This window comes from Puribacter membranae, from assembly GCF_055380425.1.
This window is the reverse complement of the sequence record NZ_AP040167.1, coordinates 2,105,262-2,128,372: the sequence shown is the minus strand read 5'-3', so window position 1 is coordinate 2,128,372 and position 23,111 is coordinate 2,105,262. Positions and strand designations below refer to the sequence as shown.

Below are 23,111 nucleotides of genomic sequence, written 5' to 3'. Positions count from 1 at the left end.
AACCCCAGCGGTGCACCCGAAACAATTTGCTTAAAAATTAAGCAAAATTTATGCTTTAGCGGAGCAACAACCATAAAAAAACGCCCTGCAATAAGCAAGGCGTTTTTTATTTTTGGGGTGGCTGATGGGGCTCGAACCCACGACAACAGGAATCACAATCCTGGACTCTACCAACTGAGCTACAGCCACCATCGAACGGTTGACCAAATAAATTTGGCCTGCCCGACAGGAATCGAACCTGTGACCCACAGCTTAGAAGGCTGTTGCTCTATCCAACTGAGCTACGGGCAGATTTCTGCAGGCAATGTCAATATGGTCGGAGCGGCGGGATTCGAACTCGCGACCCTCTGGTCCCAAACCAGATGCGCTACCAGGCTGCGCTACGCTCCGAGAAGTGAGATTATATGTGTTCTGTTTTTGCTTTGCAAGTTTTTCTGCTCATTCTGGACAAAAACAAACACATTTGTGCACTTTTATAAAATCGCAGGTCGGTTGCTCGCGCGATTATCGTCACTATACGCATCGGTTTGCGGGAAGTGCTCGCGCAACAGAACGTCCATTTCACCAATCACATGCAGCAAACCATCGCCCCACGTTTTATTGTGCGCGTGTTCGTACAAGGTGTGCACCCATGCATCCCATTGCGCCTGTTCGATGACCTGAGCCAGCGCACGATCCGCGACGATTTCAATGCGCTTGTCGGCGTACAGCAAATAAATCAGTACACCATTGTTCTGCGGCGTGTCCCAGACCTGCATTTTGCCAAACACACCCCAAGCGCGCTCACGCGCCCGTGCGCGACGCATCAGGTATGACCAAGGCAAACGCGATTCAATGGCCACGGCGATTTCCGCCGTGTGTTGTTTTTCAGACTCTTCAATGCGTTGCGCAATCGCCTCGCGCTCCTCTTCGCTGAGCATGGATTTGACCTGCCACGAGAAGGTCAGCCAATGGCGCAACACGCGTTTGATTTGCTCCCACAATGATAGATCCAGCGGTGTAAATGCCTTCATTACCAACTCCCTCCTGCACCGCCACCACCGGCATCACCGCCGCCGCCAGAACCACCCCAGCCGCCGCCAAAACCACCACCGGAGCCACCGCCCCAGCCGCCGGAGCCGCCACCCCAACCACCACCAAAGCCACCGCCCCAGAAAATATCGTTGTTGCGATGATTATTTGATGAGCGCTGAGTCGCCATTTGATACGAACGACCGCCAAAAATCAGGATGAAGATAAACACCGCAATCCCCGCCATCAAGCCCAAACCGAGCACGCTGGTCATGCTATAAGCGATCAAACCAGCCACGCCACCCGCTGGTGGCGCAACGAGCCAACGGCTGGTCGCACCGGCAATGCCTGAACCGATGATCGCCAAAGCACCAATGAGAATCAGTATATCCAACAGCCCTACTTGTTCTACCTGCTGATTGGCAGCATTAACCCCGGGCGCAGGCAATTGCTCACCCTCAATCAGCTTCATCAGCTGAGTCGTAGCAGCCTCCAAACCAGCAGCGTATTGACCCTGCTTGAACGCCGGCGTGATGTATTCATTGGTCACCCGTTTGGCAAGGACATCGGGAATCGCACCTTCGAGATGACGCATGACGTAAATCCAAACCTTGCGATCATTCGCAGCCACCACGATCAAAACACCGTCACCCACGCCTTTTCGACCGAGTTTGTAGGTCTCGGCGGCACGTTGCGAATAGCTGAAAATATCTTCAGGCGCAGTGGTGGGCACGGTGATGACCGCGATTTGACTGCCTTTGGCCTTTTCAAACGCGAGCAGTTTTTGCCACAGCGCTTCTTCCTCGGTCGGTGAGAGGATATTCGCCTGATCGACCACCAGCTTGGTCAAAGGCGGAACCGGCTGCAAGCCTTGTTGCGCATGCGCAAAACCTGAAAACAAGCTCGCCAGCGCAAGCAAGGTGAACAGGCTCAAGAGCCAGTGTTTCAAAGTACGAAAGGGATGGGTGCTCAACATCATCGTGTGCCGTATCGCAGGGATATGCATGAAAATCCAGCGCTCCTATCGACTCATGAGCGCATCGGTTTTGACCCGTGGGTCAGACGGATGCGCTCTGAGCGAATATGAGAGCTGATTATTGTTTCGGTGCAGGGGCTGCACCGGAAGAACCGCCCACATTGAATTCCACTTTTGGCGCCGTGCTGATTTCCGCTTCATTCGCCACGGTATAGTTGGCTTTTGGCGTGTAACCGAACACCTTTGCAGTCATATTGTTCGGGAACGTACGCAAGGTGGTGTTGTACTGCTGCACGCTGTCGATGTAGTTTTTACGTGCGACGGCGATGCGGTTTTCAGTACCTTCCAATTGGGCGCGCACTTCTTGGAACGCTTGGTTGGCTTTGATGTTCGGGTAGTTTTCCGACACAACCAACAGGCGTGACAAAGCGCCTTGCAATTGGTTTTGCGCGTCGATGAATTTTTTAAACGCCACCGGATCGTTAATCAATTCCGGCGTCACTTTCATACCCGCAACCGATGCGCGCGCTTGGGTGACTTCAGTCAACACGCCTTTTTCAAAGTTCGCTTCCGCTTCGGCGGTTTTCACGATGTTTGGAATCAATTCCGCACGGCGTTGGTACTGATTAACAACTTCCGACCACTTGGCTTTGATGGCCTCGTCCTGCGCCTGCATGGTGTTATACCCACAGCCGGACAACAACATCGTGGCGGCAACAATCACTGCTGATAATAATGAACGCATTTCGCGACTCCTTACTTAATGATATTCACATAAAAACTCGGTGGCGAGCATGACTTCATGAACGCAAAGCCTTTGTTGTCACCACTTTCCACTACGCGGAGCAGTATAACTCAGTTCGTGCCGATAGGTTGACGCCGGATCAAATTATTTATACGCATTCCCTTCAACATAGCGGAGCATGCCGTACTGGATACGGCCTCCCCTCGCCAGAAGATTGCGGGGCAAGCCCGCAATGACTCAACACATTATTTCGGGCAAAAAAAGAGGCCGCCCGAAGGCGACCCAAATCACACAAAGCAACAGTTCAGAGCACTTTTCGCTCTACACCTCACAGACTACGCGCTTTCTTTTACAGAAAGCTTACTGCGCCCGTATTTGCAAGGGGTTTTCACCGCAATGTGGTGAAAAAACTGCGTTATTCTGTCTAAGACCTCTTAGCGCGCCAAATTACTCGCGCCCATCAAGTACATATCGACTTCACGCGCGGCCTGACGGCCTTCGCGAATCGCCCACACCACGAGCGACTGACCGCGACGCACATCACCGGCGACGAATACGCCATCGACATTGGTCGCGTAGGCCTTCTCGCCGTCGGTTGGGGCAGCGGCGTTGTTACGCGCGTCTTTGTCAACGCCGAATGCATCCAATACCGATTGCATCGGATGCACGAAACCCATCGCGAGCAGCACCAGATCGGCTTTGATTTCAAATTCGCTACCGGCCACTTCGGCCATTTTGCCATCCTTGAACTCCACACGCACAGCGTTCAGTTTCTCCACTTGACCGTTAGCGCCTTCAAACGATTGCGTGCCAATGGCCCAGTCGCGGATACAGCCTTCATCGTGACTGGTAGAGGTGCGCAGCTTGATGGGCCAATACGGCCATACGCTGGTCGCGGTTTTGTCCTCGACTTCCGCCGGTTTGGGCATCACTTCGATCTGTGTCACGCTGGCTGCGCCGTGGCGATTGGCCGTACCCACGCAGTCCGCGCCGGTATCGCCACCGCCGATGACGACAACGTGTTTGCCTTTGGCGTTGATCGGATTTTTCGCATCACCCGCGACTTCATGGTTTTGCGCGATCAGCCATTCGAGTGCGAAGTACACACCTTTGAGTTCGCGCCCCGGCACCGGTAAATCACGCGGCGTTTCCGAGCCAATGGAGAGCACCACGGCGTCGAATTGTTCTTTCAACTCCTCTGGTGAAATGAATTCCTGCGCCGTATTGGCCACGCCTTTAACGAATTCTTTGCTGCCAACGGTGGTATTGGTTTTAAACGTCACGCCTTCGGCCGCCATCTGCGCCATGCGACGGTCGATGACGTGTTTTTCGAGTTTGAAATCCGGAATACCGTAGCGCAGCAAACCACCGATGCGCGAGTTTTTCTCAAACAAGGTCACATCGTGACCCGCACGCGCCAACTGCTGCGCCGCGGCCAAACCCGCAGGCCCCGAGCCAACCACCGCAACTTTTTTGCCGGTTTTCACCGCTGGGATGCGCGGTTGCACCCAGTCGTTGGCGTAGGCTTTTTCGATGATCGCTTGTTCGATGGATTTGATGCCGACCGCGTCGCCATTGATGTTCAGTGTACAGGCGGCCTCGCATGGCGCGGGGCAAATGCGTCCGGTGAACTCAGGAAAGTTGTTGGTCAATGACAATACTTTGATCGCGTTTTCCCAATCCTGCTTGTACACCAAGTCGTTAAAATCGGGAATGATGTTGTTGACCGGACAGCCGTTGTGACAAAACGGAATGCCGCAGTCCATGCAGCGCGAGCCTTGTTTACCCGCATCTTCATCCTTCAAAATATGCACGAATTCTTTGTAGTGCTGAACTCGGCTCTCCGGCGCATCGTAGCTTGGGCTGATGCGCTCTTGTTCTAAAAATCCAGTAATTTTTCCCATGATTTTTCCTTAATCTGTTTTTTCAGTCTCAGCACATCAGGCCGCATTCTGCGCACGCTGCTCCAGCACTTTGCGGTAGTCAATCGGCATGACTTTGACAAATTGCATCAACGCGGTTTCCCAGTTGTCCAAAATTTCACGCGCCACTTCCGAGCCGGTGTATTTGAAATGCGCTTCGACCAAGGTGCGCAAATTCGCCTCGTCGCTCGCCGGTGCGGCGTGTACCGAGATACTGTGGAACACAGGGTCTTGGGTTTTTTGCTCCGCTTCCGGCAAGACGGTGTTCAATTGCACCATGCTGGTATTGCAACGGTTTTTGAACTGGCGTTTCGGGTCAAACACATAGGCCACGCCGCCGCTCATACCGGCCGCGAAGTTGCGACCCGTTTGACCGAGCACCACCACCGTGCCACCGGTCATGTATTCGCAGCCGTGATCGCCCGTGCCTTCCACCACCGCACTCGCGCCGGAGTTACGCACGGCAAAACGCTCGCCCGCCACACCGGAGAAGTAGGACTCACCGGCAATCGCGCCGTACATCACGGTGTTGCCCACAATGATGTTGTCCGACGATTTACCACGGAAACCATTCGATGGACGCACGATGATGCGACCGCCGGACATGCCTTTGCCCACATAATCGTTGCCTTCGCCGACCAGATCAAAGGTCACGCCGCGCGCGAGGAAGGCACCGAAGCTTTGCCCCGCCGTACCACTCATTTGAATGTGAATGGTGTTGTCCGGCAAACCATCATGACCGTAGCGCTTGGCCACTTCGCCCGAGAGCATGGCGCCGATGGAGCGATTCAGGTTACGCACCGGCTGCATGAACGACACGGCTTTGCCTTCGTTCAGCGCATCGGCGGACTTTTCGATCAACTTTTGATCCAGCGCCTTGTCCAGACCGTGGTCTTGAACCGCCGTTTGATAGCTGGTGTCGTCGCCGATGTTTGGCACTTGGTGCAAAATGCGTGAGAAATCCAAGCCTTTGGCTTTCCAATGCGTGATGCCCGCGCGCATGTCGATCAAATCACTGCGGCCGACCAACTCTTCAAACGTGCGCATGCCCAATTGCGCCATCAATTCGCGCACTTCTTCGGCCACGAAGAAGAAATAATTCACCACGTGCTCCGGCTGACCAGTAAAGCGTTTGCGCAGCACGGGATCTTGCGTTGCCACGCCCACCGGACAGGTGTTCAGGTGACATTTACGCATCATGATGCAACCCTCCACCACCAATGGCGCGGTCGCAAAACCGAACTCTTCCGCACCGAGCAGCGCACCGATGACCACGTCGCGACCGGTTTTCACCTGACCATCGACCTGAACGCGCACGCGTGAACGCAAGCGGTTCAACACCAGAGTTTGCTGGGTTTCGGACAAGCCCAACTCCCACGGACCGCCCGCGTGTTTGATCGACGACAAAGGCGACGCACCCGTACCGCCGTCGTGACCAGCGATCACGATGTGGTCGGCTTTGGCTTTGGCCACACCCGCAGCGACGGTGCCGACGCCATTTTCCGACACCAATTTGACGGAAATGGACGACGCCGGATTGACGTTTTTCAAGTCGTGAATCAACTGCGCCAAGTCCTCAATCGAGTAAATATCGTGGTGCGGCGGCGGCGAAATCAGGCCGACACCTGGCGTGGAGTGACGCAAAGCACCGATGTATTCGGAGACTTTACCGCCCGGCAATTGGCCGCCTTCGCCCGGTTTCGCACCCTGCGCCATTTTGATCTGAATCTGATCGGCGCTGGCGAGGTATTCGGCGGTCACACCAAAACGACCCGACGCGACCTGTTTGATTTTCGAGCGCAGCGAGTCGCCCGCTTTCATCGGGATGTCGACCAATACGCGGTCTTTACCGATGATATCGGCAATGGTTTGGCCGTCTTGAATGCCAGATGAGCCGGTGCGCATTTCTTCACGGTAGCGGCGTGGGTCTTCGCCGCCTTCCCCGGTGTTTGATTTGCCGCCGATGCGGTTCATTGCCACAGCCAAGGTTGAATGCGCTTCGGTTGAAATCGAACCCAAGCTCATCGCGCCGGTGGCAAAGCGTTTGACGATCTCGGTCGCCGGTTCCACTTCGTCCAATGCAATCGCTTTGCTCGGATCAACTTTAAATTCAAACAAACCGCGCAAAGTCATGTGGCGTTTGGATTGATCGTTGATGATCTGCGCGTATTCTTTATAGGTTTGGTAGTTGTTGCGGCGGGTGGATTGTTGCAATTTCGCAATCGCATCCGGCGTCCACATATGCTCTTCGCTGCGGTTACGCCATGCGTATTCGCCGCCGGTTGCCAATTTTTCCTGCAAATCTTGCTTGTCGCCAAAGGCTTTGGCATGCATGGAAACGGCTTCTTGCGCCACTTCGAACAGACCCAAACCGCCGACATTGGTCGGTGTGCCTTTGAAGTATTTATCCACCAGTTCTTGCTTCAAGCCGACTGCCTCGAAAATTTGCGAGCCGGTATAAGACATATAGGTGGAAATACCCATTTTCGACATGACTTTTTGCAAGCCTTTGCCCACCGCTTTGATGAAATATTCAATCGCTTCGGCCGGTTTTTTGTTTTTAATCAAACCTTTTTGCACCATATCGGTCAAGGTCGCGAACGCCAGATACGGATGTACCGCTTCCGCGCCAAAGCCGCCGAGCAGGGCAAAATGATGCACTTCGCGCGCGCTGGCCGTTTCTACCACCAAGCCGGTCGAAGTGCGCAAACCTTGCTCCACCAGGTGCTGGTGAATCGCCGAGGTCGCGAGCAAGGCCGGAATCGCTAAGTGTTCGGCATCCACACCACGGTCGGACAACACGAGAATATTGTGTCCCGATTTCACCGCATCCACCGCCAAGGCGCACAACGAAGCCAACTGCGCCTCTACGCCCGCAGCGCCCCATTCCGCCGGATATTTGATGTCCAGCAGGAAGGATTTGAATTTGCCGTCGGTGTATTTTTCGATGTGGCGGATTTTCGCCATGTCTTCAAAGGTCAAAACCGGTTGCGCCACTTCGATTCGCATCGGTGGATTGGTGTTGTTAATGTCCAGCAGATTCGGTTTCGGACCGATGAAGCTGACCAGCGACATCACCATTTGCTCACGGATCGGGTCAATCGGCGGATTGGTCACCTGCGCGAACAGCTGACGGAAATAGTTGTAAAACGATTTGTTTTTGTTGGACAACACGGCCAGTGCCGCGTCATTACCCATTGAGCCGGTGGCTTCTTCGCCGTTTTGCCCCATGGCTTGCAAAATCACTTTGATGTCTTCTTGCGAATAACCAAAGGCCTGCTGGCGGTCGAGCAATTCGGATTTCGGCGTCGGGCGCTCCTCGCTCGGCACGGCGACGTCCTCGAGTTTGACCGACAGACGTTTGCTCCACTCTTTGTACGGACGCGCGTTCGCCAGATTGCTCTTGATTTCGTCGTCGGAGATGATGCGGCCTTGCTCGGTGTCAATCAGCAACATTTTGCCTGGCTGCAAGCGCCATTTTTGTTTGATGTCCGAGTCGGCGATCGGCAAAACGCCGGATTCGGAGGCCAGCACCACCAAATCACCGTCGGTCACACAGTAGCGCGCCGGACGCAAACCGTTGCGATCCAGCGTCGCGCCGATTTGACGGCCATCGGTGAAGCACAAAGCGGCCGGACCGTCCCACGGCTCCATCAGCGCGGCATGGTATTCGTAAAATGCGCGGCGCGTCGGATCCATCAAATCGTGCTGCTCCCACGCTTCCGGCACCATCATCATCATCGCGTGTGACAACGGATAACCGGCCATCACCAACAATTCCAAACAGTTGTCAAACGAGGCGGTGTCCGACTGTCCCGGATAAATCAGCGGCCAGAGTTTGTGCAGATCGTCACCCAATACAGCAGACGTGATCGCTTTTTGACGCGCACGAATCCAGTTTACATTTCCTTTGACCGTGTTAATCTCGCCGTTGTGCGCGATGAAGCGATACGGGTGCGCCAATTCCCACGCAGGGAAGGTATTGGTCGAGAAACGTTGGTGCACCAGCGCAATCGCCGACACGGTGCGCTCGTCGCGCAGATCGGCAAAATATTCGCCCACTTGGTCGCACAGCAATAAGCCTTTGTACACCACGGTGCGCGCGCTCATGGACGGCACGAAGTATTCTTTACCGTATTTCAGGTTTAATTTTTGAATGCGGTGCGACGCGGTTTTGCGGATCACATACAGTTTGCGCTCCAGCGCGTCGGTGACCATGATATCTTGACCACGGCCAATGAAAATCTGGCGAATCACCGGCTCGGTTTCGCGCACCACCGGCGACATCGGCATATCCTTGTTCACCGGCACATCGCGCCAACCCAGCACGACCTGACCCTCGGCGCGCACGGTGCGCTCCAATTCCTGCTCACAGGCCAAGCGCGAGGCGTTTTCTTTGGGCAAGAAAATCATGCCCACGCCGTATTCGCCCGCCGGAGGCAGGATCACGCCTTGTTTGGCCATCTCTTCGCGGTACAAAGTGTCGGGAATTTGCAACAAAATACCCGCACCATCGCCCATCAGCGGATCGGCACCGACCGCGCCACGATGGTCCAGGTTAATCAAAATCTGTAAACCTTGCGATACGATGTTGTGGCTGCGCTCCCCTTTGATATGCGCAACGAAACCCACACCGCAGGCGTCGTGTTCAGACTCTTTGCGGTACAGGCCATCTTGGTGTGCTTGTTCACGCAAAGCGGTCTGCTGGGCGAATTCGCTCAGATTCGATTGGCTCATCGCCTGACTAAGCGCCTCCGCTTTGGGCTGAAAAATCATGGTTTGTTCGGTCATCATATTCTCCGTATGCCGACGTATCGCGTCGCACGGTGGTTGGTCAAAGTCTGCTCAATCCGTTGGCGAAAAAACGCCAACGAATGGCATGGTATAAATTGAACAACAACTATAACCGCGTTTGCTCAGGCTGGCAACGCTTATTAAATAGGGTCAGTGTAATTTATAAACATTACAATAAATATTGTTTTATTTAATTAGGGACATATTAAATATTGTTTGATAAATCAAATACATCCGCAGCATCCGCCCACCACCAACAACACGACAAGCACCCAAAACAGCAATATTCACAAGCCGTCATCCGCATTCGCCCAACCCACGCCCGCCAGTCGTCACCCAAGCACCTTCTCTGCCTTTTGGAGGACGACACGGCACACGCTTTAACGCTATAATACGGCCCAAGATTCGCGCAACCGCGCACATGACCCACACCGTGCACTTTCGTGCATTCACCAACACAAGGACGCCTCATGAGCACCGTACACGACTTCATTCAAAAAACCGTTACCGACTATCCTATCGTTTTGTTCATGAAAGGCACGGCGCAGTTCCCGCAATGCGGCTTTTCCGGCAAAGCGATTCAATTGCTCAAAGCCTGCGGCGCGAGCAATGTCGCAACCGTGAACGTTTTGGAAGACGACAGCATCCGCCAAGGCATCAAAGAGTTTTCACAATGGCCAACGATTCCACAGCTGTACATCAACGGTGAATTCATCGGCGGCTCGGACATCATGTCTGAAATGTTTGAGTCGGGCGAGTTGCAAAAGCTCGTTGACGAAACCAAAGCCTAATCCACGCCGTCCGTCCGCATGAATCCGTTGTCCGCACAGCCAACACAGCCGACGCATCCGCAGCGCCTGATCGTCGCCATCACTGGCGCGACCGGCGCGATTTACGGTGTGCGTTTGTTGCAAACCCTGCAACGCCTGCCGCAGATCGAAACCCACCTGATCGTATCCGAAGCCGGTTGGCTGACCATCGCACACGAATTGGACATGAGCAAAGACGCAATTCGCGCGCTGGCGCATACCACACATGCGGTCAACAATATTGGCGCATCCATCGCCAGCGGCTCATTTCTGTGTGACGGCATGATTGTCGCGCCCTGCTCGATGAAAACCCTGTCGGCGATTGCACACGGCTACTCGGACAATCTCATCAGCCGTGCGGCGGACGTTATATTGAAAGAGCGCCGCCGTCTGACGCTGATGGTGCGCGAAACGCCGCTGTCTACCATCCATCTGAACAATATGCTCGCGGTCGCCAACGCCGGCGGCACCATCTTTCCGCCGGTTCCCGCGTTTTACCATCAGCCGAGCAGCATGGACGAGATCATCGAGCAAACCGTCGCGCGCGTGCTCGACCAGCACGGTATTCACAGCGACACGCTGAAGCGTTGGCAATCCGTGTAATCCATGAGCTCGTCGCACCCTGAACCAACCGAATTGAGCACTGAGCGCCGTTACTTCAGTCTGGAACAGGTCGCGCAACACTTGCCCCAACCCGAACTACCGATCAGCGACGACGCGCTTGAGCAGTATTTGAGCGCACTGTATCGGCTCGGCCGTCTGCGCCACACGCCGAACATCAGCCCGCAAAACGTCGTTTTTTTGCACGAATTGCTGCGCCAACACCAGCCCAAACGGATTTTGGAGCTGGGCTGCGCCAACGGCTACTCGACGCTGCGCATGTGGCAAATCGCACGCGCATGGCAGGCACAGATCGTCACGATGGATCTATCGCGCCCCGCTTTTGACGAAGCACAGCACCATTTCGCCACGCTCGGCGCACCGATTGAGGCATATTTTGGCAATGCGCTGGAACTGTTGCCGCACATTCACGCTCGCATACCCGAAGGCTTCGATTTCATCTTTATCGACGCGCAAAAGGCACTGACGCTCGACTTATACCTGCGCGCCCGTCCGTTGGCCGCTGCGGGCGGACTGATCGTGATCGACGACGTGCTCAAATTCCGCCACAAAATGCGCAACTTTTATGATTATCTGGCCGAACACCGCATCGCACACCGCATTCACCCGCTACCGGACGATGACGACGGCGTGATGCTGATTCAACTCGAATCTTTCTTATCCCAATAAACGCTGTTCGCACGTTCAAAGCCTGTCATTTGCGGCTTTGCTTTGTACAAATATGTCATAATTGCCCCCATTACACACCATCCCATCGGATCTGAAACATGATGAAGGTCGGCATATCCATTTTGATCAACTCGAATTTCAATATTTGGAGCAACGGGCTCAATCAAAATATTTTTTTCTTGGCTCAGTCCCTCAAGGCTACCGGCCTGTGCAACGAGGTCTGTTTAATCAACTGCGGCGACGGGGAAGTAAATGCCGATCAGTTTGATTCGAACCTATTGGACTTACGCGTGATTCGCCCTGCCGACATTGACAGCCAATTGGACGTCATCATTGAATTTGGCGGCGCATTGGACCCCGGTTTCCTGCAATTGCAACGCGCCAAAGGCAAAAAGGTGATTTGGTTTGTGGCAGGCAATCCTTATGTGGGTTTGATTGAACCGATTATCTTTGAGCAATCCGGCTTTTTTGCCCAACCGGGCAGATGCGATGAAATTTGGATGGCGGCGCAGCACCTGCCCTTCGCACCCCAGTTGCGTACCTTGTACCAATGTCCTGTGCGTGAAGCCCCCTATTTATGGGCGCCGAATTTTGTAGAAAAGCGCGTAGAACAGGTTGAACAAGCAGGATTTCAGTATTCATGGTCTAAGCGCAAAACATCCAAGCAGCCCACTGCACCGCATAAACCTCTGCGCGTTGCTGTATTTGAACCCAATATTTCCGTGGTCAAAAGCGGCGTTATTCCAATGCTTGGAACTGACGCGGCATATCGCAGACAACCCGACTGCATTGAGCATCTGTTTAATCTCAACACCCTACACATGAAGGAACACCCGACCTTATTGTACTTGGCAAACAGCTTGCGGCTCACCCAAGACCACAAAGCGACATTTGAAGGTCGCCACGACGTGGTTGGATTCATGGCCGAATTTGCCGACACGGTGGTTTCCCACCAGTGGAACAATCCGCAAAACTACTTGTACATGGATGTGCTGTGGGGTGATTTTCCGCTGATACATAATTCACCTTGGATTGCCGACGCTGGCTACTATTACCCTGATTTTGATGCGGAGTTATTGGCGGATCGACTGATTGAGGCATGGCAAAAGCATGATGAACAATTAACCGACTATCGCCGCAAGAGCGAGCAATTATTTGCCTCGGTCAATCCGCTGAATCCGACCAATGTGTCTGCGTATGCCAAGCGATTGATTGATGTCACGACACGCTCAAATTGCATGTCAGGAGGAGGCATCCAATGAGTACTCGGTCTAAAAAAGCCAAAACCAAGTTGTCGGTCGGCGTCACGTTGCACATCCGCAACGGCGCTCAATCTTTATGGGAAAACGGCATCTTTCAAAACTGTCTGTTTTTGGTGATGCTGCTGCAACAAGCGCCGCATGTCGGCGAGGTATTTCTCGTACATGGCGGCGGCGGAACAGAACAACAAAGACAGCAATTGCTGGAAGGATTTGATTTTCCGTTTTTATCGATGGAGCAAGCACAAAACCGATTGGACGTTGCCATTGAAATGAGCGCCCAATTCGATCCACTGTGGGTCACTGCTTTTCAAGAACGCGGTGGAAAGGTGATTGCAGCGCATGTGGGCAATGACTATGTGATTGACATTGAGCGTATGATCTTCAACAAACCTCATGCCCATCTGATGTCCGGTTCACCGTATGATGAGATTTGGACCTTGGCCGAATATGAGCGCACCGCGATGCCTTACTACGCGGCTGCGACCGGCATTCCGGTTGCCATCATGCCCCATCTGTGGAGCCCGATGGTTTTGGAGCGCACCATGGCACGCAATGCGCACGAGGTAAAATTTGCCTATCAGCCCGGCAAACATTCATGGAATATGGCGATATTCGAACCAAACGTCAGCATGGTCAAAACCAGTTTTGTACCATTGATGGCGTGCGAAGTCGCTCACCGCAGAAATCCCAATGCGATTGAGAAGGTATATGCGTTCAATACCGCACATTTGCGTAACAATAAAGAAATGCAAGGCTTTTGTGACGCGTTAAGCCTACAACGGCATGGTTTGATTGAATATGGTCATCGCGCGGCAACCTTTGAAGTCATGACCCGTGTGGCCAACGCCGTGGTGTCGCACCAATGGGAAAATGCACAAAATTATCTGTACTATGAATTGCTGTGGGGCGGCTACCCACTGATTCACAACTCCCCGTTCGTTGGCTCGTGTGGGTACTATTATTCGGATTTTGACTGTGAGGAGGCAGGATTGGCCATTCTCCAAGCTTTGAGCGTGCATGATCTGAGATTGGACGACTACCGTCGTTCGGCGCAACAGTATCTGCACACCGTTGACCCGCTGAATCCGGACAATATCGCTTGGTATGATCAGGCGATCATGCGTTTGTTCACCTCATCCCAATAAAAAGGTTGTTTATGCGCTCTCTGAGCATCGGTATCACCATCGGCCTGCGCTCTGTTGATGAGAGTTTGTGGGTCAATGGCATCAAACAAAATGCGTTGTTTTTGGCACAACTCTTATCCGCCTCACCTCGTGAACATGAGGTATGGATCGTCAATACCACCGACGTGCCGATTACATCAGCTTTGGCTTGGGATTGCTCGTTATTCCCAACCCGAGCATTGAGTGAAGTCAAAGATCGTTTAGATGTCTTGATTGAGCTCGGCGGACAAATCAATGAGCATGACACCGATTATCTCAAGCAGCGTGGCACCCGATTGGTGAGTTACTGCTGTGGTTTTGAATATACGCATTTGATTGAAGGGTTGATTGCCAATCGCACGCTTTGGCCGAATGGCCTTTTTATCAATCAGCAGTATGACCAACTGTGGGTTATCCCACAGATTGCCAACAACAGTCTGGGTTACTTGCAAACGCTCAGACGCTGCCCGGCAAAGGTCGTTCCTTTTGTATGGAACCCCATTTTTTTGGAACAAAAAGCCGATACACTTCCGAACCGTGGCATCTATCGGCCACGTTCGGCACCGGCTCGACTGAGCATCATGGAGCCTAATATCAATACGGTGAAAACCTGCATTTATCCCATCATGATCGCAGAGCAGGTTTATCGCCAACACCCGGATGACATTGGCTTTTTGCATGTGTGCAACGCCCAGCAATGGGCCACCGAGCGCCCTGATTTTGAGCTGATCATGAAACAATTGGACATTGTCCGTGCGCGCAAAGCCTCTTTCGTCGGACGTCACGAGACCGCGGCCTTCTTATCCGAGCACACCGATATCGTGATTTCACACCAATGGGACAACCCTTTAAATTACTTCTATTTTGATGTCTGCTGGTTGGGTTATCCGATGATTCACAACGCCGATCTATGCCCTGAGTTGGGTTACTACTATCCACGAAATGATATTGCCATCGGCAGCCAGCAACTCATACGCGCACTTCACGAACACGATGCACAGCACCCAGCGTATTTAGATCAGCAACGCGAACGGATACGTCAGCAATACACCTTGGATAATCCTCAACTGATCGCAGAATACGATCAGCTTTTGGAAGACTTGTTCAGCAGTCATTAAGATTTCGGCGGTAGCCAATGAAATTTCACGTACCGCCGTATCATCAAGCACCCCGGTGGAGAATCCAGCAAGCTCACGGTTGAGCTGGAATCCGTCGGATCGGTATAGACTTTAAACCTCGGCAAAAGTGTGGTCACGGGATAATTCGCCAGCTCCGTTTTGGCAATACTCTCGCAGGTAAATGGCGCCACAGAGATGCGCTCTGCCGAAACCGAACAGCCGGAGCCGGAGGCATCTGGCACCGCAACCACCGATACGGCAATGGCGCCATTCGGGTAGTCTGCCCCCAACAGGGAAAAAACCGGATTGGTATCGGGATTTTGCCGATTCCAATCCATCAATACCTCTTGCTTCTGACTGCCATATGCGGTTACCGCACCCAGACGGGACAAGGCATTCTGACATTTCTTCACACCGATGGCCTTGGCCGCCTCAGCCAATATATTGTCAGAGGCAGGGGTTTGGGCTTTCGTCTGCGCACTCAGTATTTGCCCAGAAATCAAGCCCAGCAAAGCTAAAGCGGCGCAAGATCGCTGCCACAATCCTCGGTGATGCCTCAACGCCATTTAAAACCAACCCCGACATTACCGCCCCACTCTTTACCATTACTGCTCACACCCCAGCCCCATGAGATATGACCATTTTCACTGAGTTGACGATAGTTCATGGCAAACGCGCTGTAACCTTGATAAGTGCCGACGCCAAAACCCAGCGCTTTCTCACCCGGATCCAATGATGGCATATAGTTGGAAGACATCGCCATGCTCATCGCAATCCCGGTATAGGCAATACGCGATACATCATTAAGCTGTTGATAAACATTTTGATTCATTTGATACAGCTGAGACACATTAACCGCATCGGTTGGATTAACGCCCGCAGCGACATTAGTTATGCGACGCTCTGAGCCAGACGAGCCTACCGAAACGGTATTGGCTTCATTCGCAACAGAACCACTGCCCAAAGCAACTGAATTCGTGCCATTGGCCTGTGCATTCTGCCCAATTGCAACGGCTGATGTACCTGCCGCCTGAGCATTCATACCCACCGCCGTCGCGCCGCTGCCCGAAGCCAATGCCCGGAAACCAATTGCTGTCGCATTATTGGTCAAAGCCGATGAATTGGAACCATACGCACTGGCACCCACGACCGGTGCATCCGTCGTGCCTGCACGCGCGCACAAGCCGGTTGCCGTGGTATCCAAACCATTGGCCACGATACAATCTGCTGCATTTACCGAGCCTGCCAATACAGAGTTATTGCCGCCACCACCGGTTGTTTGCATTGAACCGTCGGCTAAAGCACCGCCCTCAACCGTCGCTCCTAATGACGCGTTTCGCGTAGAAGCCACTTTAGACGCCTCAACCAATGGCGACAAACTGCTGACATCAGTTGAAAGACTGCTAACCGTGGTGGATAAACTCGAAACCCCTGTTGACAGGCTGCTCACACCAGTTGACAGACTGCTGACACCAGTCGACAGGCTCGATACTGCGGTTGATGTCGAGGTACTTAGGCTGCTCACGCCCGTTGACAGACTGGAGGCTGTGGTCGAGGTGGAGGTGCTCAGGCTGCTGACATCGGTTGAGAGACTGCTTACGCCAGTCGACAGGCTGGATACTGCGGTTGATGTCGAGGTACTCAGGCTGCTCACACCCGTTGACAGACTGGAGGCTGTGGTCGAGGTGGAGGTGCTCAGGCTGCTGACATCGGTTGAGAGACTGCTTACGCCGGTGGACAAACTGCTTACACCCGTCGACAGGCTGGATACTGCGGTTGATGTCGAGGTACTCAGGCTGCTCACGCCCGTTGACAGACTGGAGGCCGTAGTCGAGGTGGAGGTGCTCAGGCTGCTGACATCGGTTGAGAGACTGCTTACGCCAGTCGACAGGCTGGATACTGCGGTTGATGTCGAGGTACTCAGGCTGCTCACGCCCGTTGACAGACTGGAGGCTGTGGTCGAGGTGGAGGTGCTCAGGCTGCTGACATCGGTTGAGAGACTGCTTACGCCGGTGGACAAACTGCTTACACCCGTCGAGAGACTGCTGACACCAGTCGACAGGCTCGATACTGCGGTTGATGTCGAGGTACTCAGGCTGCTCACACCCGTTGACAGACTGGAGGCTGTGGTCGAGGTGGAGGTGCTCAGGCTGCTGACATCGGTTGAGAGACTGCTTACGCCGGTGGACAAACTGCTTACACCCGTCGAAAGGCTTGATACCGCTGTTGAAGTCGAGGTACTCAGGCTGCTCACACCCGTTGACAGACTGGAGGCTGTGGTCGAGGTGGAGGTGCTCAGGCTGCTGACATCGGTTGAGAGACTGCTTACGCCAGTCGACAGGCTGGATACTGCGGTTGATGTCGAGGTACTCAGGCTGCTCACACCCGTTGACAGACTGGAGGCTGTGGTCGAGGTGGAGGTGCTCAGGCTGCTGACATCGGTTGAGAGACTGCTTACGCCGGTGGACAAACTGCTTACACCCGTCGACAGGCTGGATACTGCGGTTGATGTCGAGGTACTCAGGCTGCTCACGCCCGTTGACAGACTGGAGGCTGTGGTCGAGGTGGAGGTGCTCAGGCTGCTGACATCGGTTGAGAGACTGCTTACGCCGGTGGACAAACTGCTTACACCCGTCGAGAGACTGCTCACGCCCGTTGACAGGCTGGAGGCCGTAGTCGAGGTGGAGGTGCTCAGGCTGCTGACATCGGTTGAGAGACTGCTTACGCCGGTGGACAAACTGCTTACACCCGTCGAGAGACTGCTGACACCAGTCGACAGGCTCGATACTGCGGTTGATGTCGAGGTACTCAGGCTGCTCACACCCGTTGACAGACTGGAGGCTGTGGTCGAGGTGGAGGTGCTCAGGCTGCTGACATCGGTTGAGAGACTGCTTACGCCGGTGGACAAACTGCTTACACCCGTCGAAAGGCTTGATACCGCTGTTGAAGTCGAGGTACTCAGGCTGCTCACACCCGTTGACAGACTGGAGGCTGTGGTCGAGGTGGAGGTGCTCAGGCTGCTGACATCGGTTGAGAGACTGCTTACGCCAGTGGACAAACTGCTTACACCCGTCGAGAGGCTTGATACCGCTGTTGAAGTCGAGGTACTCAGGCTGCTCACACCCGTTGACAGACTGGAGGCTGTGGTCGAGGTGGAGGTGCTCAGGCTGCTGACATCGGTTGAGAGACTACTTACGCCGGTGGACAAACTGCTTACACCCGTCGAGAGACTGCTCACACCCGTTGACAGACTGGAGGCTGTGGTCGAGGTGGAGGTGCTCAGACTGCTGACACCTGTCGACAGGCTCGATACTGCGGTTGAAGTCGAGGTACTCAGGCTGCTCACACCCGTTGACAGGCTGGAGGCTGTGGTCGAGGTGGAGGTGCTCAGGCTGCTGACATCGGTTGAGAGACTACTTACGCCGGTGGACAAACTGCTTACACCCGTCGAGAGACTGCTCACACCCGTTGACAGACTGGAGGCTGTGGTCGAGGTGGAGGTGCTCAGACTGCTGACACCTGTCGACAGGCTCGATACTGCGGTTGAAGTCGAGGTACTCAGGCTGCTCACACCCGTTGACAGACTGGAGGCTGTGGTCGAGGTGGAGGTGCTCAGACTGCTGACACCTGTCGACAGGCTCGATACTGCGGTTGAAGTCGAGGTACTCAGGCTGCTCACACCCGTTGACAGACTGGAGGCTGTGGTCGAGGTGGAGGTGCTCAGGCTGCTGACACCCGTTGACAGGCTGGAGGCCGTGGTCGAGGTGGAGGTGCTCAGGCTGCTGACACCCGTTGACAGGCTGGAGGCCGTGGTCGAGGTGGAGGTGCTCAGGCTGCTTACGCCCGTTGACAGGCTGGATACTGCGGTTGATGTCGAGGTACTCAGGCTGCTCACGCCCGTCGAGAGGCTACTTACGCCAGTGGACAAACTGCTCACACCCGTTGACAGGCTGGATACTGCGGTTGAAGTCGAGGTACTCAGACTGCTGACATCGGTTGAGAGACTGCTTACGCCGGTGGACAAACTGCTGACACCCGTCGAGAGACTGCTGACACCCGTCGAGAGACTGCTGACACCAGTCGACAGGCTCGATACTGCGGTTGATGTCGAGGTACTCAGGCTGCTGACACCAGTCGAGAGACTGCTTACGCCCGTCGACAGGCTCGATACTGCGGTTGATGTCGAGGTACTCAGGCTGCTGACACCAGTCGAGAGACTGCTTACGCCCGTCGACAGGCTGGAGGCTGTGGTCGAGGTGGAGGTGCTCAGGCTGCTGACATCGGTTGAGAGACTGCTGACACCAGTCGACAGGCTGGAGGCCGTGGTCGAGGTGGAGGTGCTCAGGCTGCTGACATCGGTTGAGAGACTACTTACGCCGGTGGACAAACTGCTTACACCCGTCGAGAGACTGCTCACACCCGTTGACAGACTGGAGGCTGTGGTCGAGGTGGAGGTGCTCAGGCTGCTTACGCCCGTTGACAGGCTGGATACTGCGGTTGATGTCGAGGTACTCAGGCTGCTCACACCCGTTGACAGACTCGATACTGCGGTTGATGTCGAGGTACTCAGGCTGCTGACACCCGTCGAGAGACTGCTTACGCCAGTCGATAGACTGGAGGCTGTGGTCGAGGTGGAGGTGCTCAGGCTGCTGACACCCGTCGAGAGACTGCTTACGCCCGTCGACAGGCTCGATACTGCGGTTGATGTTGAGGCACTTAGGCTGCTCACACCGGTTGAGAGGCTACTGACACGAGTGGATAAGCTTGAAACCGCTGTTGAAGTTGACGCACTCAAACTACTTACACTCGTTGATAGACTGCTAACACCCGTCGATAGGCTGGATACTGCGGTTGATGTCGAGGTACTCAGGCTGCTCACGCCCGTTGACATACTGCTCACTGCAGTCGACATGCTTGACACCGCCGTTGACATACTACTGACACCCGTGGACAGACTACTTACACTGGTTGAGAGACTACTCACGCCCGTAGATAGGCTCGATACTGCGGTCGAAGTGGAGGTACTAACGCTATTCACAATAACGCGTGTATTGTTGACATAGTTCACACATGGAGCCGTACCACCGTACATGCTACCGCCACTACCCGCCGTACAGGGAGCCTCTGGCGATACTATTTGACCATCAGCCCTCCGTACGAGCGCACCGTCCGGAAGTAACAACACCCCCAAGGACACAGTGCCAACAACCACCGCACCTTTGGCAACGCTTTTGGCCGCTTCGCTCACAGCAACAAAAGCACCTATTCGGCGATTGAAAACGAGCTTATATATTTTATTCATGAATTCTCCGGACAGTCATATCTGCTGACTATATTTATAAGCGCAAACAAGTACGACAGAAGGTCTATTTGTTACACTTTATGACCATTTAAGTCAAATAGGATTTAAGTAGAACACATTATACACAAGAACAGTTAACACATTGATAAATAACCATATTATTTTCACAATCCACTATGCGGCGTGTGATTTAAGCAACCACTAAACCTCTCAATATATGCCTTTTTATGCCTTTTGCCCCGTTTTGAACAAAAGTCATAAATTGCATAAAAACCAGGCAAATAATATTTCGTATCGACATGAGGATTTTGATGAAAGCGCGTTGCCAATAGCCCCCACAACAACCGCTTCAATGTACAATGTCATTTTTTGACTACATATCTTGTCAATGGAATCAATATGTCTTTATTAATCAATGATGTACACAAAATCGCGCGCCTGTCGCAACTGAACCTGAGCGCCGACGAAGCCGAACAGACGCTCACGCAGATGAACACGATTTTCGGCCTGATTGACCAAATGAGCCAAGTGGACACCGCAGGCATTGCGCCACTGATGCATCCGATTGCGATGATTCAGGAGATGAGCCAGCGTTTGCGCACCGATGCGGTGAGCGAGCCGAACAACCGCGAGGCGAATATGGCGAATGCACCGCAGGCCGACCAAGGGTTATTTTTGGTACCCAAGGTCATTGAATAAAGCCTTACTTCGCCACTATCGCCACTATCACTACTAATCGTCACCATCGTACCCACTGTTAACGATCAGGATTTTTATGTTACACACTTTATCCATCCGCGAATTGCGCACACAACTGGACAGCAAACAGCTCTCTGCGGTTGAACTGGCGCAACACTTTCTGAACCGCGCCGAGGCGCACGCGGATCTGAACGCCTTTATCCGCCGCGACGCTGAGGCCACGCTGACGCAAGCGCGCGCCGCAGACGCAGCCATTGCCGCCGGTCAGACAAACGCACTCACCGGCATTCCGATCGCGCACAAAGACGTCTTCGTCACCCGTGATTTTGCCACCACCGCCGGCTCGAAAATGCTCGCGCAGTACATGAGCCCGTTTGACGCAACCGTCGTGGCGCGACTGAAAGACGCGGGCGCGGTCACTTTGGGCAAACTGAATATGGACGAATTTGCCATGGGCTCGTCCAACGAAAACTCCTACTACGGCGCGGTGAAAAATCCGTGGAACACCGAACTCGTACCCGGCGGCTCCTCGGGCGGCTCGGCTTGCGCGGTCGCGGCAGGTTTAGTGGTCGCGGCGACGGGCACGGACACCGGTGGCTCGATTCGCCAGCCCGCCTCTTTCTGCGGCATCACGGGCATCAAGCCGACCTATGGCCGCGTCTCACGCTACGGCATGATTGCCTACGCCTCATCCCTCGATCAAGCCGGCCCGATGGCGCGCACGGCGCACGACTGCGCGACCTTACTCAACGCCATGCACGGCTTTGATGAACGCGACTCAACCAGTTTGCAACGCGAGCGCGAGGATTTCACCCGTCTGCTCGATCAAGCGTTCTCGTCTGAGGCGAGTGAATCGCAGCCGCTCAAGGGTCTGCGCATCGGCGTGCCGGGCGAATTTTACGGCGCGGGTTTGGACGCTGAGGTCAAAGCAGCGACCTTGGCCGCGATTGCGCAACTGGAGCAGCTCGGTGCGACGGTCGTGGACGTGCATTTACCGCACACCGAATTGTCCATCCCGACCTATTACGTCATCGCACCGGCGGAAGCATCCAGCAATTTGTCGCGTTTTGACGGCGTGCGCTACGGTCACCGCGCCGCGCAGTACAGCGATCTGGAAGATATGTACCGCAAATCGCGCTCCGAGGGCTTTGGCTGGGAAGTCAAACGTCGCATTTTGGTCGGTACCTACGTTTTGTCACACGGCTATTACGACGCCTATTATTTGCAGGCGCAACGTCTACGCCGCATGATTGCGCAGGATTATCAAAACGCCTTGGCGCAGTGCGACGTCATCATGGGGCCGGTTGCACCAACACCGGCGTGGCGTTTGGGTGAAAAATCGGACGATCCGGTGCAAATGTATTTGGCCGATATTTACACGCTCTCGCTGAATTTGGCAGGCTTGCCGGGTATGAGCGTGCCGTGTGGGTTCTCATCGGACGAGCGTCCGATCGGACTGCAAATCATTGGCAATTATTTTGACGAAGCGCGTCTGTTGCAAGTCGCACACGCCTTCCAGTCGGTCACAGATTGGCACCAACGCAAACCAGAGGTGGCACAATGATCCGCTCGCGCACACTTTGGAGCGGCCTCGCACTGATTGGCGCGGTCTTGGTACTGAATGCGTGTAGCACCCTCGCGCCATCGCGCTCCTCCGACGTAAATTTTCAGGGCGCGTGCGAGCAGCGCGAAGAGGACAATTACTACGATTTTATCAAGCTGAAGGTGAACAGCAACGTGGTCGAGCAGCTCGAATGGACAGCGAATCCGCGTCAGGGTCGTTGCCAATTCAATCTGGCCGACTTCACACAAGTCAAAACCCGTCCGCAGGTAGATTTGCAATCGAAAAAAGACCGCCGCTGTCATATTTATATGTGGGAAAACGGCCAGTACGTCAGCGTCTCCGTGCTCAATTGCAAATCCGTATGCGCGCAAAACGACCGGATTTTGCCGATTTTGCTGAACGAGCGCACCGGCAGTTGCGCCCAAAACACCACACGCTAAACCAAGTATTCACAAG

17 protein-coding genes, 3 tRNA genes and 1 pseudogene are annotated in these 23,111 nt (G+C 54.1%); 10 read left to right on the top strand and 11 right to left on the bottom strand.

What is annotated here, in order from left to right; all coding sequences use genetic code 11:
* Positions 1 to 113 precede the first annotated feature (113 nt).
* The 8 genes from ACZ41M_RS10220 to ACZ41M_RS10185 form a co-directional block, all read right to left on the bottom strand.
* Positions 114 to 189, bottom strand: a tRNA-His gene (locus ACZ41M_RS10220).
* A 25-nt stretch (positions 190 to 214) separates the two neighbouring features.
* Positions 215 to 291 (bottom strand) — tRNA-Arg (locus ACZ41M_RS10215).
* Positions 292 to 313: 22 nt separating this feature from the next.
* A tRNA-Pro gene (locus ACZ41M_RS10210) sits at positions 314 to 390 on the bottom strand.
* An 83-nt stretch (positions 391 to 473) separates the two neighbouring features.
* Entirely contained in the window at positions 474 to 1,013 is a 540-nt protein-coding gene (locus ACZ41M_RS10205) for a TPM domain-containing protein (protein ID WP_464731270.1), read from the bottom strand.
* The gene (locus ACZ41M_RS10200; protein WP_464731271.1) at positions 1,013 to 1,990 is read right to left on the bottom strand and encodes a TPM domain-containing protein; all 978 of its coding nucleotides are present in this window, start codon (positions 1,988 to 1,990) and stop codon (positions 1,013 to 1,015) included. The genes ACZ41M_RS10205 and ACZ41M_RS10200 overlap by 1 nt, the downstream gene beginning before the upstream one ends.
* Positions 1,991 to 2,105: 115 nt before the next feature.
* Positions 2,106 to 2,732, bottom strand: a complete 627-nt coding sequence (locus ACZ41M_RS10195) for a LemA family protein (RefSeq protein WP_464731272.1) — start codon at positions 2,730 to 2,732, stop codon at positions 2,106 to 2,108.
* Between the two features lie 434 nt (positions 2,733 to 3,166).
* Positions 3,167 to 4,636, bottom strand: coding sequence for a glutamate synthase subunit beta (locus ACZ41M_RS10190; RefSeq protein ID WP_464731273.1), 1,470 nt, complete (start codon positions 4,634 to 4,636; stop codon positions 3,167 to 3,169).
* A 36-nt stretch (positions 4,637 to 4,672) separates the two neighbouring features.
* Entirely contained in the window at positions 4,673 to 9,391 is a 4,719-nt protein-coding gene (locus ACZ41M_RS10185) for a glutamate synthase-related protein (protein ID WP_464732155.1), read from the bottom strand.
* A gap of 527 nt (positions 9,392 to 9,918) precedes the next feature.
* On the opposite strand from ACZ41M_RS10185, the gene grxD reads away from it, so the two are divergent.
* From grxD to ACZ41M_RS10155, 6 genes are all read left to right on the top strand, one after another.
* Entirely contained in the window at positions 9,919 to 10,239 is a 321-nt protein-coding gene (grxD, locus tag ACZ41M_RS10180; RefSeq protein WP_464731274.1) for a Grx4 family monothiol glutaredoxin, read from the top strand.
* An 18-nt stretch (positions 10,240 to 10,257) separates the two neighbouring features.
* A complete protein-coding gene (locus ACZ41M_RS10175) occupies positions 10,258 to 10,860 on the top strand; it encodes a UbiX family flavin prenyltransferase (RefSeq protein WP_464731275.1) in 603 nt (200 codons plus the stop codon).
* 3 nt (positions 10,861 to 10,863) lie between these two features.
* Complete coding sequence (locus ACZ41M_RS10170; RefSeq protein ID WP_464731276.1) at positions 10,864 to 11,547, top strand: O-methyltransferase; 684 nt, start codon at positions 10,864 to 10,866, stop codon at positions 11,545 to 11,547.
* 98 nt (positions 11,548 to 11,645) lie between these two features.
* Positions 11,646 to 12,809, top strand: coding sequence for a DUF2827 family protein (locus ACZ41M_RS10165; protein ID WP_464731277.1), 1,164 nt, complete (start codon positions 11,646 to 11,648; stop codon positions 12,807 to 12,809).
* Entirely contained in the window at positions 12,806 to 13,954 is a 1,149-nt protein-coding gene (locus ACZ41M_RS10160) for a DUF2827 domain-containing protein (RefSeq protein ID WP_464731278.1), read from the top strand. The genes ACZ41M_RS10165 and ACZ41M_RS10160 overlap by 4 nt, the downstream gene beginning before the upstream one ends.
* A gap of 11 nt (positions 13,955 to 13,965) precedes the next feature.
* Positions 13,966 to 15,090, top strand: coding sequence for a DUF2827 domain-containing protein (locus ACZ41M_RS10155; protein WP_464731279.1), 1,125 nt, complete (start codon positions 13,966 to 13,968; stop codon positions 15,088 to 15,090).
* Here ACZ41M_RS10155 and ACZ41M_RS10150 read toward each other — a convergent pair.
* Positions 15,087 to 15,632 carry a hypothetical protein gene (locus tag ACZ41M_RS10150; protein ID WP_464731280.1) on the bottom strand — a complete coding sequence of 182 codons (546 nt, stop codon included), beginning with the start codon at positions 15,630 to 15,632 and terminating at the stop codon, positions 15,087 to 15,089. The two genes, ACZ41M_RS10155 and ACZ41M_RS10150, sit on opposite strands and share 4 nt — an antisense overlap.
* A 14-nt stretch (positions 15,633 to 15,646) precedes the next feature.
* The gene (locus ACZ41M_RS10145) at positions 15,647 to 16,441 is read right to left on the bottom strand and encodes a YadA family autotransporter adhesin (protein ID WP_464732156.1); all 795 of its coding nucleotides are present in this window, start codon (positions 16,439 to 16,441) and stop codon (positions 15,647 to 15,649) included.
* Positions 16,442 to 16,499: 58 nt separating this feature from the next.
* Between ACZ41M_RS10145 and ACZ41M_RS10140 the strand changes: the two genes are divergently transcribed.
* Positions 16,500 to 20,153: a hypothetical protein gene (locus tag ACZ41M_RS10140; protein WP_464732193.1), complete on the top strand. Its 3,654-nt coding sequence runs from the start codon at positions 16,500 to 16,502 to the stop codon at positions 20,151 to 20,153.
* 122 nt (positions 20,154 to 20,275) lie between these two features.
* Here ACZ41M_RS10140 and ACZ41M_RS10135 read toward each other — a convergent pair.
* Positions 20,276 to 20,392: pseudogene (locus ACZ41M_RS10135) on the bottom strand (ESPR-type extended signal peptide-containing protein); the annotation flags it as partial.
* Positions 20,393 to 20,791: 399 nt separating this feature from the next.
* On the opposite strand from ACZ41M_RS10135, the gene gatC reads away from it, so the two are divergent.
* The 3 genes from gatC (at position 20,792) to ACZ41M_RS10120 (ending at position 23,095) form a co-directional block, all read left to right on the top strand.
* Positions 20,792 to 21,091, top strand: coding sequence for an Asp-tRNA(Asn)/Glu-tRNA(Gln) amidotransferase subunit GatC (gene gatC, locus ACZ41M_RS10130; protein WP_464731281.1), 300 nt, complete (start codon positions 20,792 to 20,794; stop codon positions 21,089 to 21,091).
* A 76-nt stretch (positions 21,092 to 21,167) separates the two neighbouring features.
* Complete coding sequence (gatA, locus tag ACZ41M_RS10125) at positions 21,168 to 22,655, top strand: Asp-tRNA(Asn)/Glu-tRNA(Gln) amidotransferase subunit GatA (RefSeq protein ID WP_464731282.1); 1,488 nt, start codon at positions 21,168 to 21,170, stop codon at positions 22,653 to 22,655.
* Positions 22,652 to 23,095 carry a hypothetical protein gene (locus tag ACZ41M_RS10120; RefSeq protein WP_464731283.1) on the top strand — a complete coding sequence of 148 codons (444 nt, stop codon included), beginning with the start codon at positions 22,652 to 22,654 and terminating at the stop codon, positions 23,093 to 23,095. The genes gatA and ACZ41M_RS10120 overlap by 4 nt, the downstream gene beginning before the upstream one ends.
* The last annotated feature ends 16 nt before the right edge of the window (positions 23,096 to 23,111 follow it).

Excerpts from the sequence above, each read along its gene's own strand:
- ACZ41M_RS10205 (WP_464731270.1), bottom strand. The coding sequence starts at position 1,013 with ATGAAGGCATTTACACCGCTGGATCTATCATTGTGGGAGCAAATCAAA.
- ACZ41M_RS10200 (WP_464731271.1), bottom strand. The coding sequence starts at position 1,990 with ATGATGTTGAGCACCCATCCCTTTCGTACTTTGAAACACTGGCTCTTG.
- ACZ41M_RS10195 (WP_464731272.1), bottom strand. The coding sequence starts at position 2,732 with ATGCGTTCATTATTATCAGCAGTGATTGTTGCCGCCACGATGTTGTTG.
- ACZ41M_RS10190 (WP_464731273.1), bottom strand. The coding sequence starts at position 4,636 with ATGGGAAAAATTACTGGATTTTTAGAACAAGAGCGCATCAGCCCAAGC.
- ACZ41M_RS10185 (WP_464732155.1), bottom strand. The coding sequence starts at position 9,391 with ATGAGCCAATCGAATCTGAGCGAATTCGCCCAGCAGACCGCTTTGCGT.
- grxD (WP_464731274.1), top strand. The coding sequence starts at position 9,919 with ATGAGCACCGTACACGACTTCATTCAAAAAACCGTTACCGACTATCCT.
- ACZ41M_RS10175 (WP_464731275.1), top strand. The coding sequence starts at position 10,258 with ATGAATCCGTTGTCCGCACAGCCAACACAGCCGACGCATCCGCAGCGC.
- ACZ41M_RS10170 (WP_464731276.1), top strand. The coding sequence starts at position 10,864 with ATGAGCTCGTCGCACCCTGAACCAACCGAATTGAGCACTGAGCGCCGT.
- ACZ41M_RS10165 (WP_464731277.1), top strand. The coding sequence starts at position 11,646 with ATGATGAAGGTCGGCATATCCATTTTGATCAACTCGAATTTCAATATT.
- ACZ41M_RS10160 (WP_464731278.1), top strand. The coding sequence starts at position 12,806 with ATGAGTACTCGGTCTAAAAAAGCCAAAACCAAGTTGTCGGTCGGCGTC.
- ACZ41M_RS10155 (WP_464731279.1), top strand. The coding sequence starts at position 13,966 with ATGCGCTCTCTGAGCATCGGTATCACCATCGGCCTGCGCTCTGTTGAT.
- gatC (WP_464731281.1), top strand. The coding sequence starts at position 20,792 with ATGTCTTTATTAATCAATGATGTACACAAAATCGCGCGCCTGTCGCAA.
- gatA (WP_464731282.1), top strand. The coding sequence starts at position 21,168 with ATGTTACACACTTTATCCATCCGCGAATTGCGCACACAACTGGACAGC.
- ACZ41M_RS10120 (WP_464731283.1), top strand. The coding sequence starts at position 22,652 with ATGATCCGCTCGCGCACACTTTGGAGCGGCCTCGCACTGATTGGCGCG.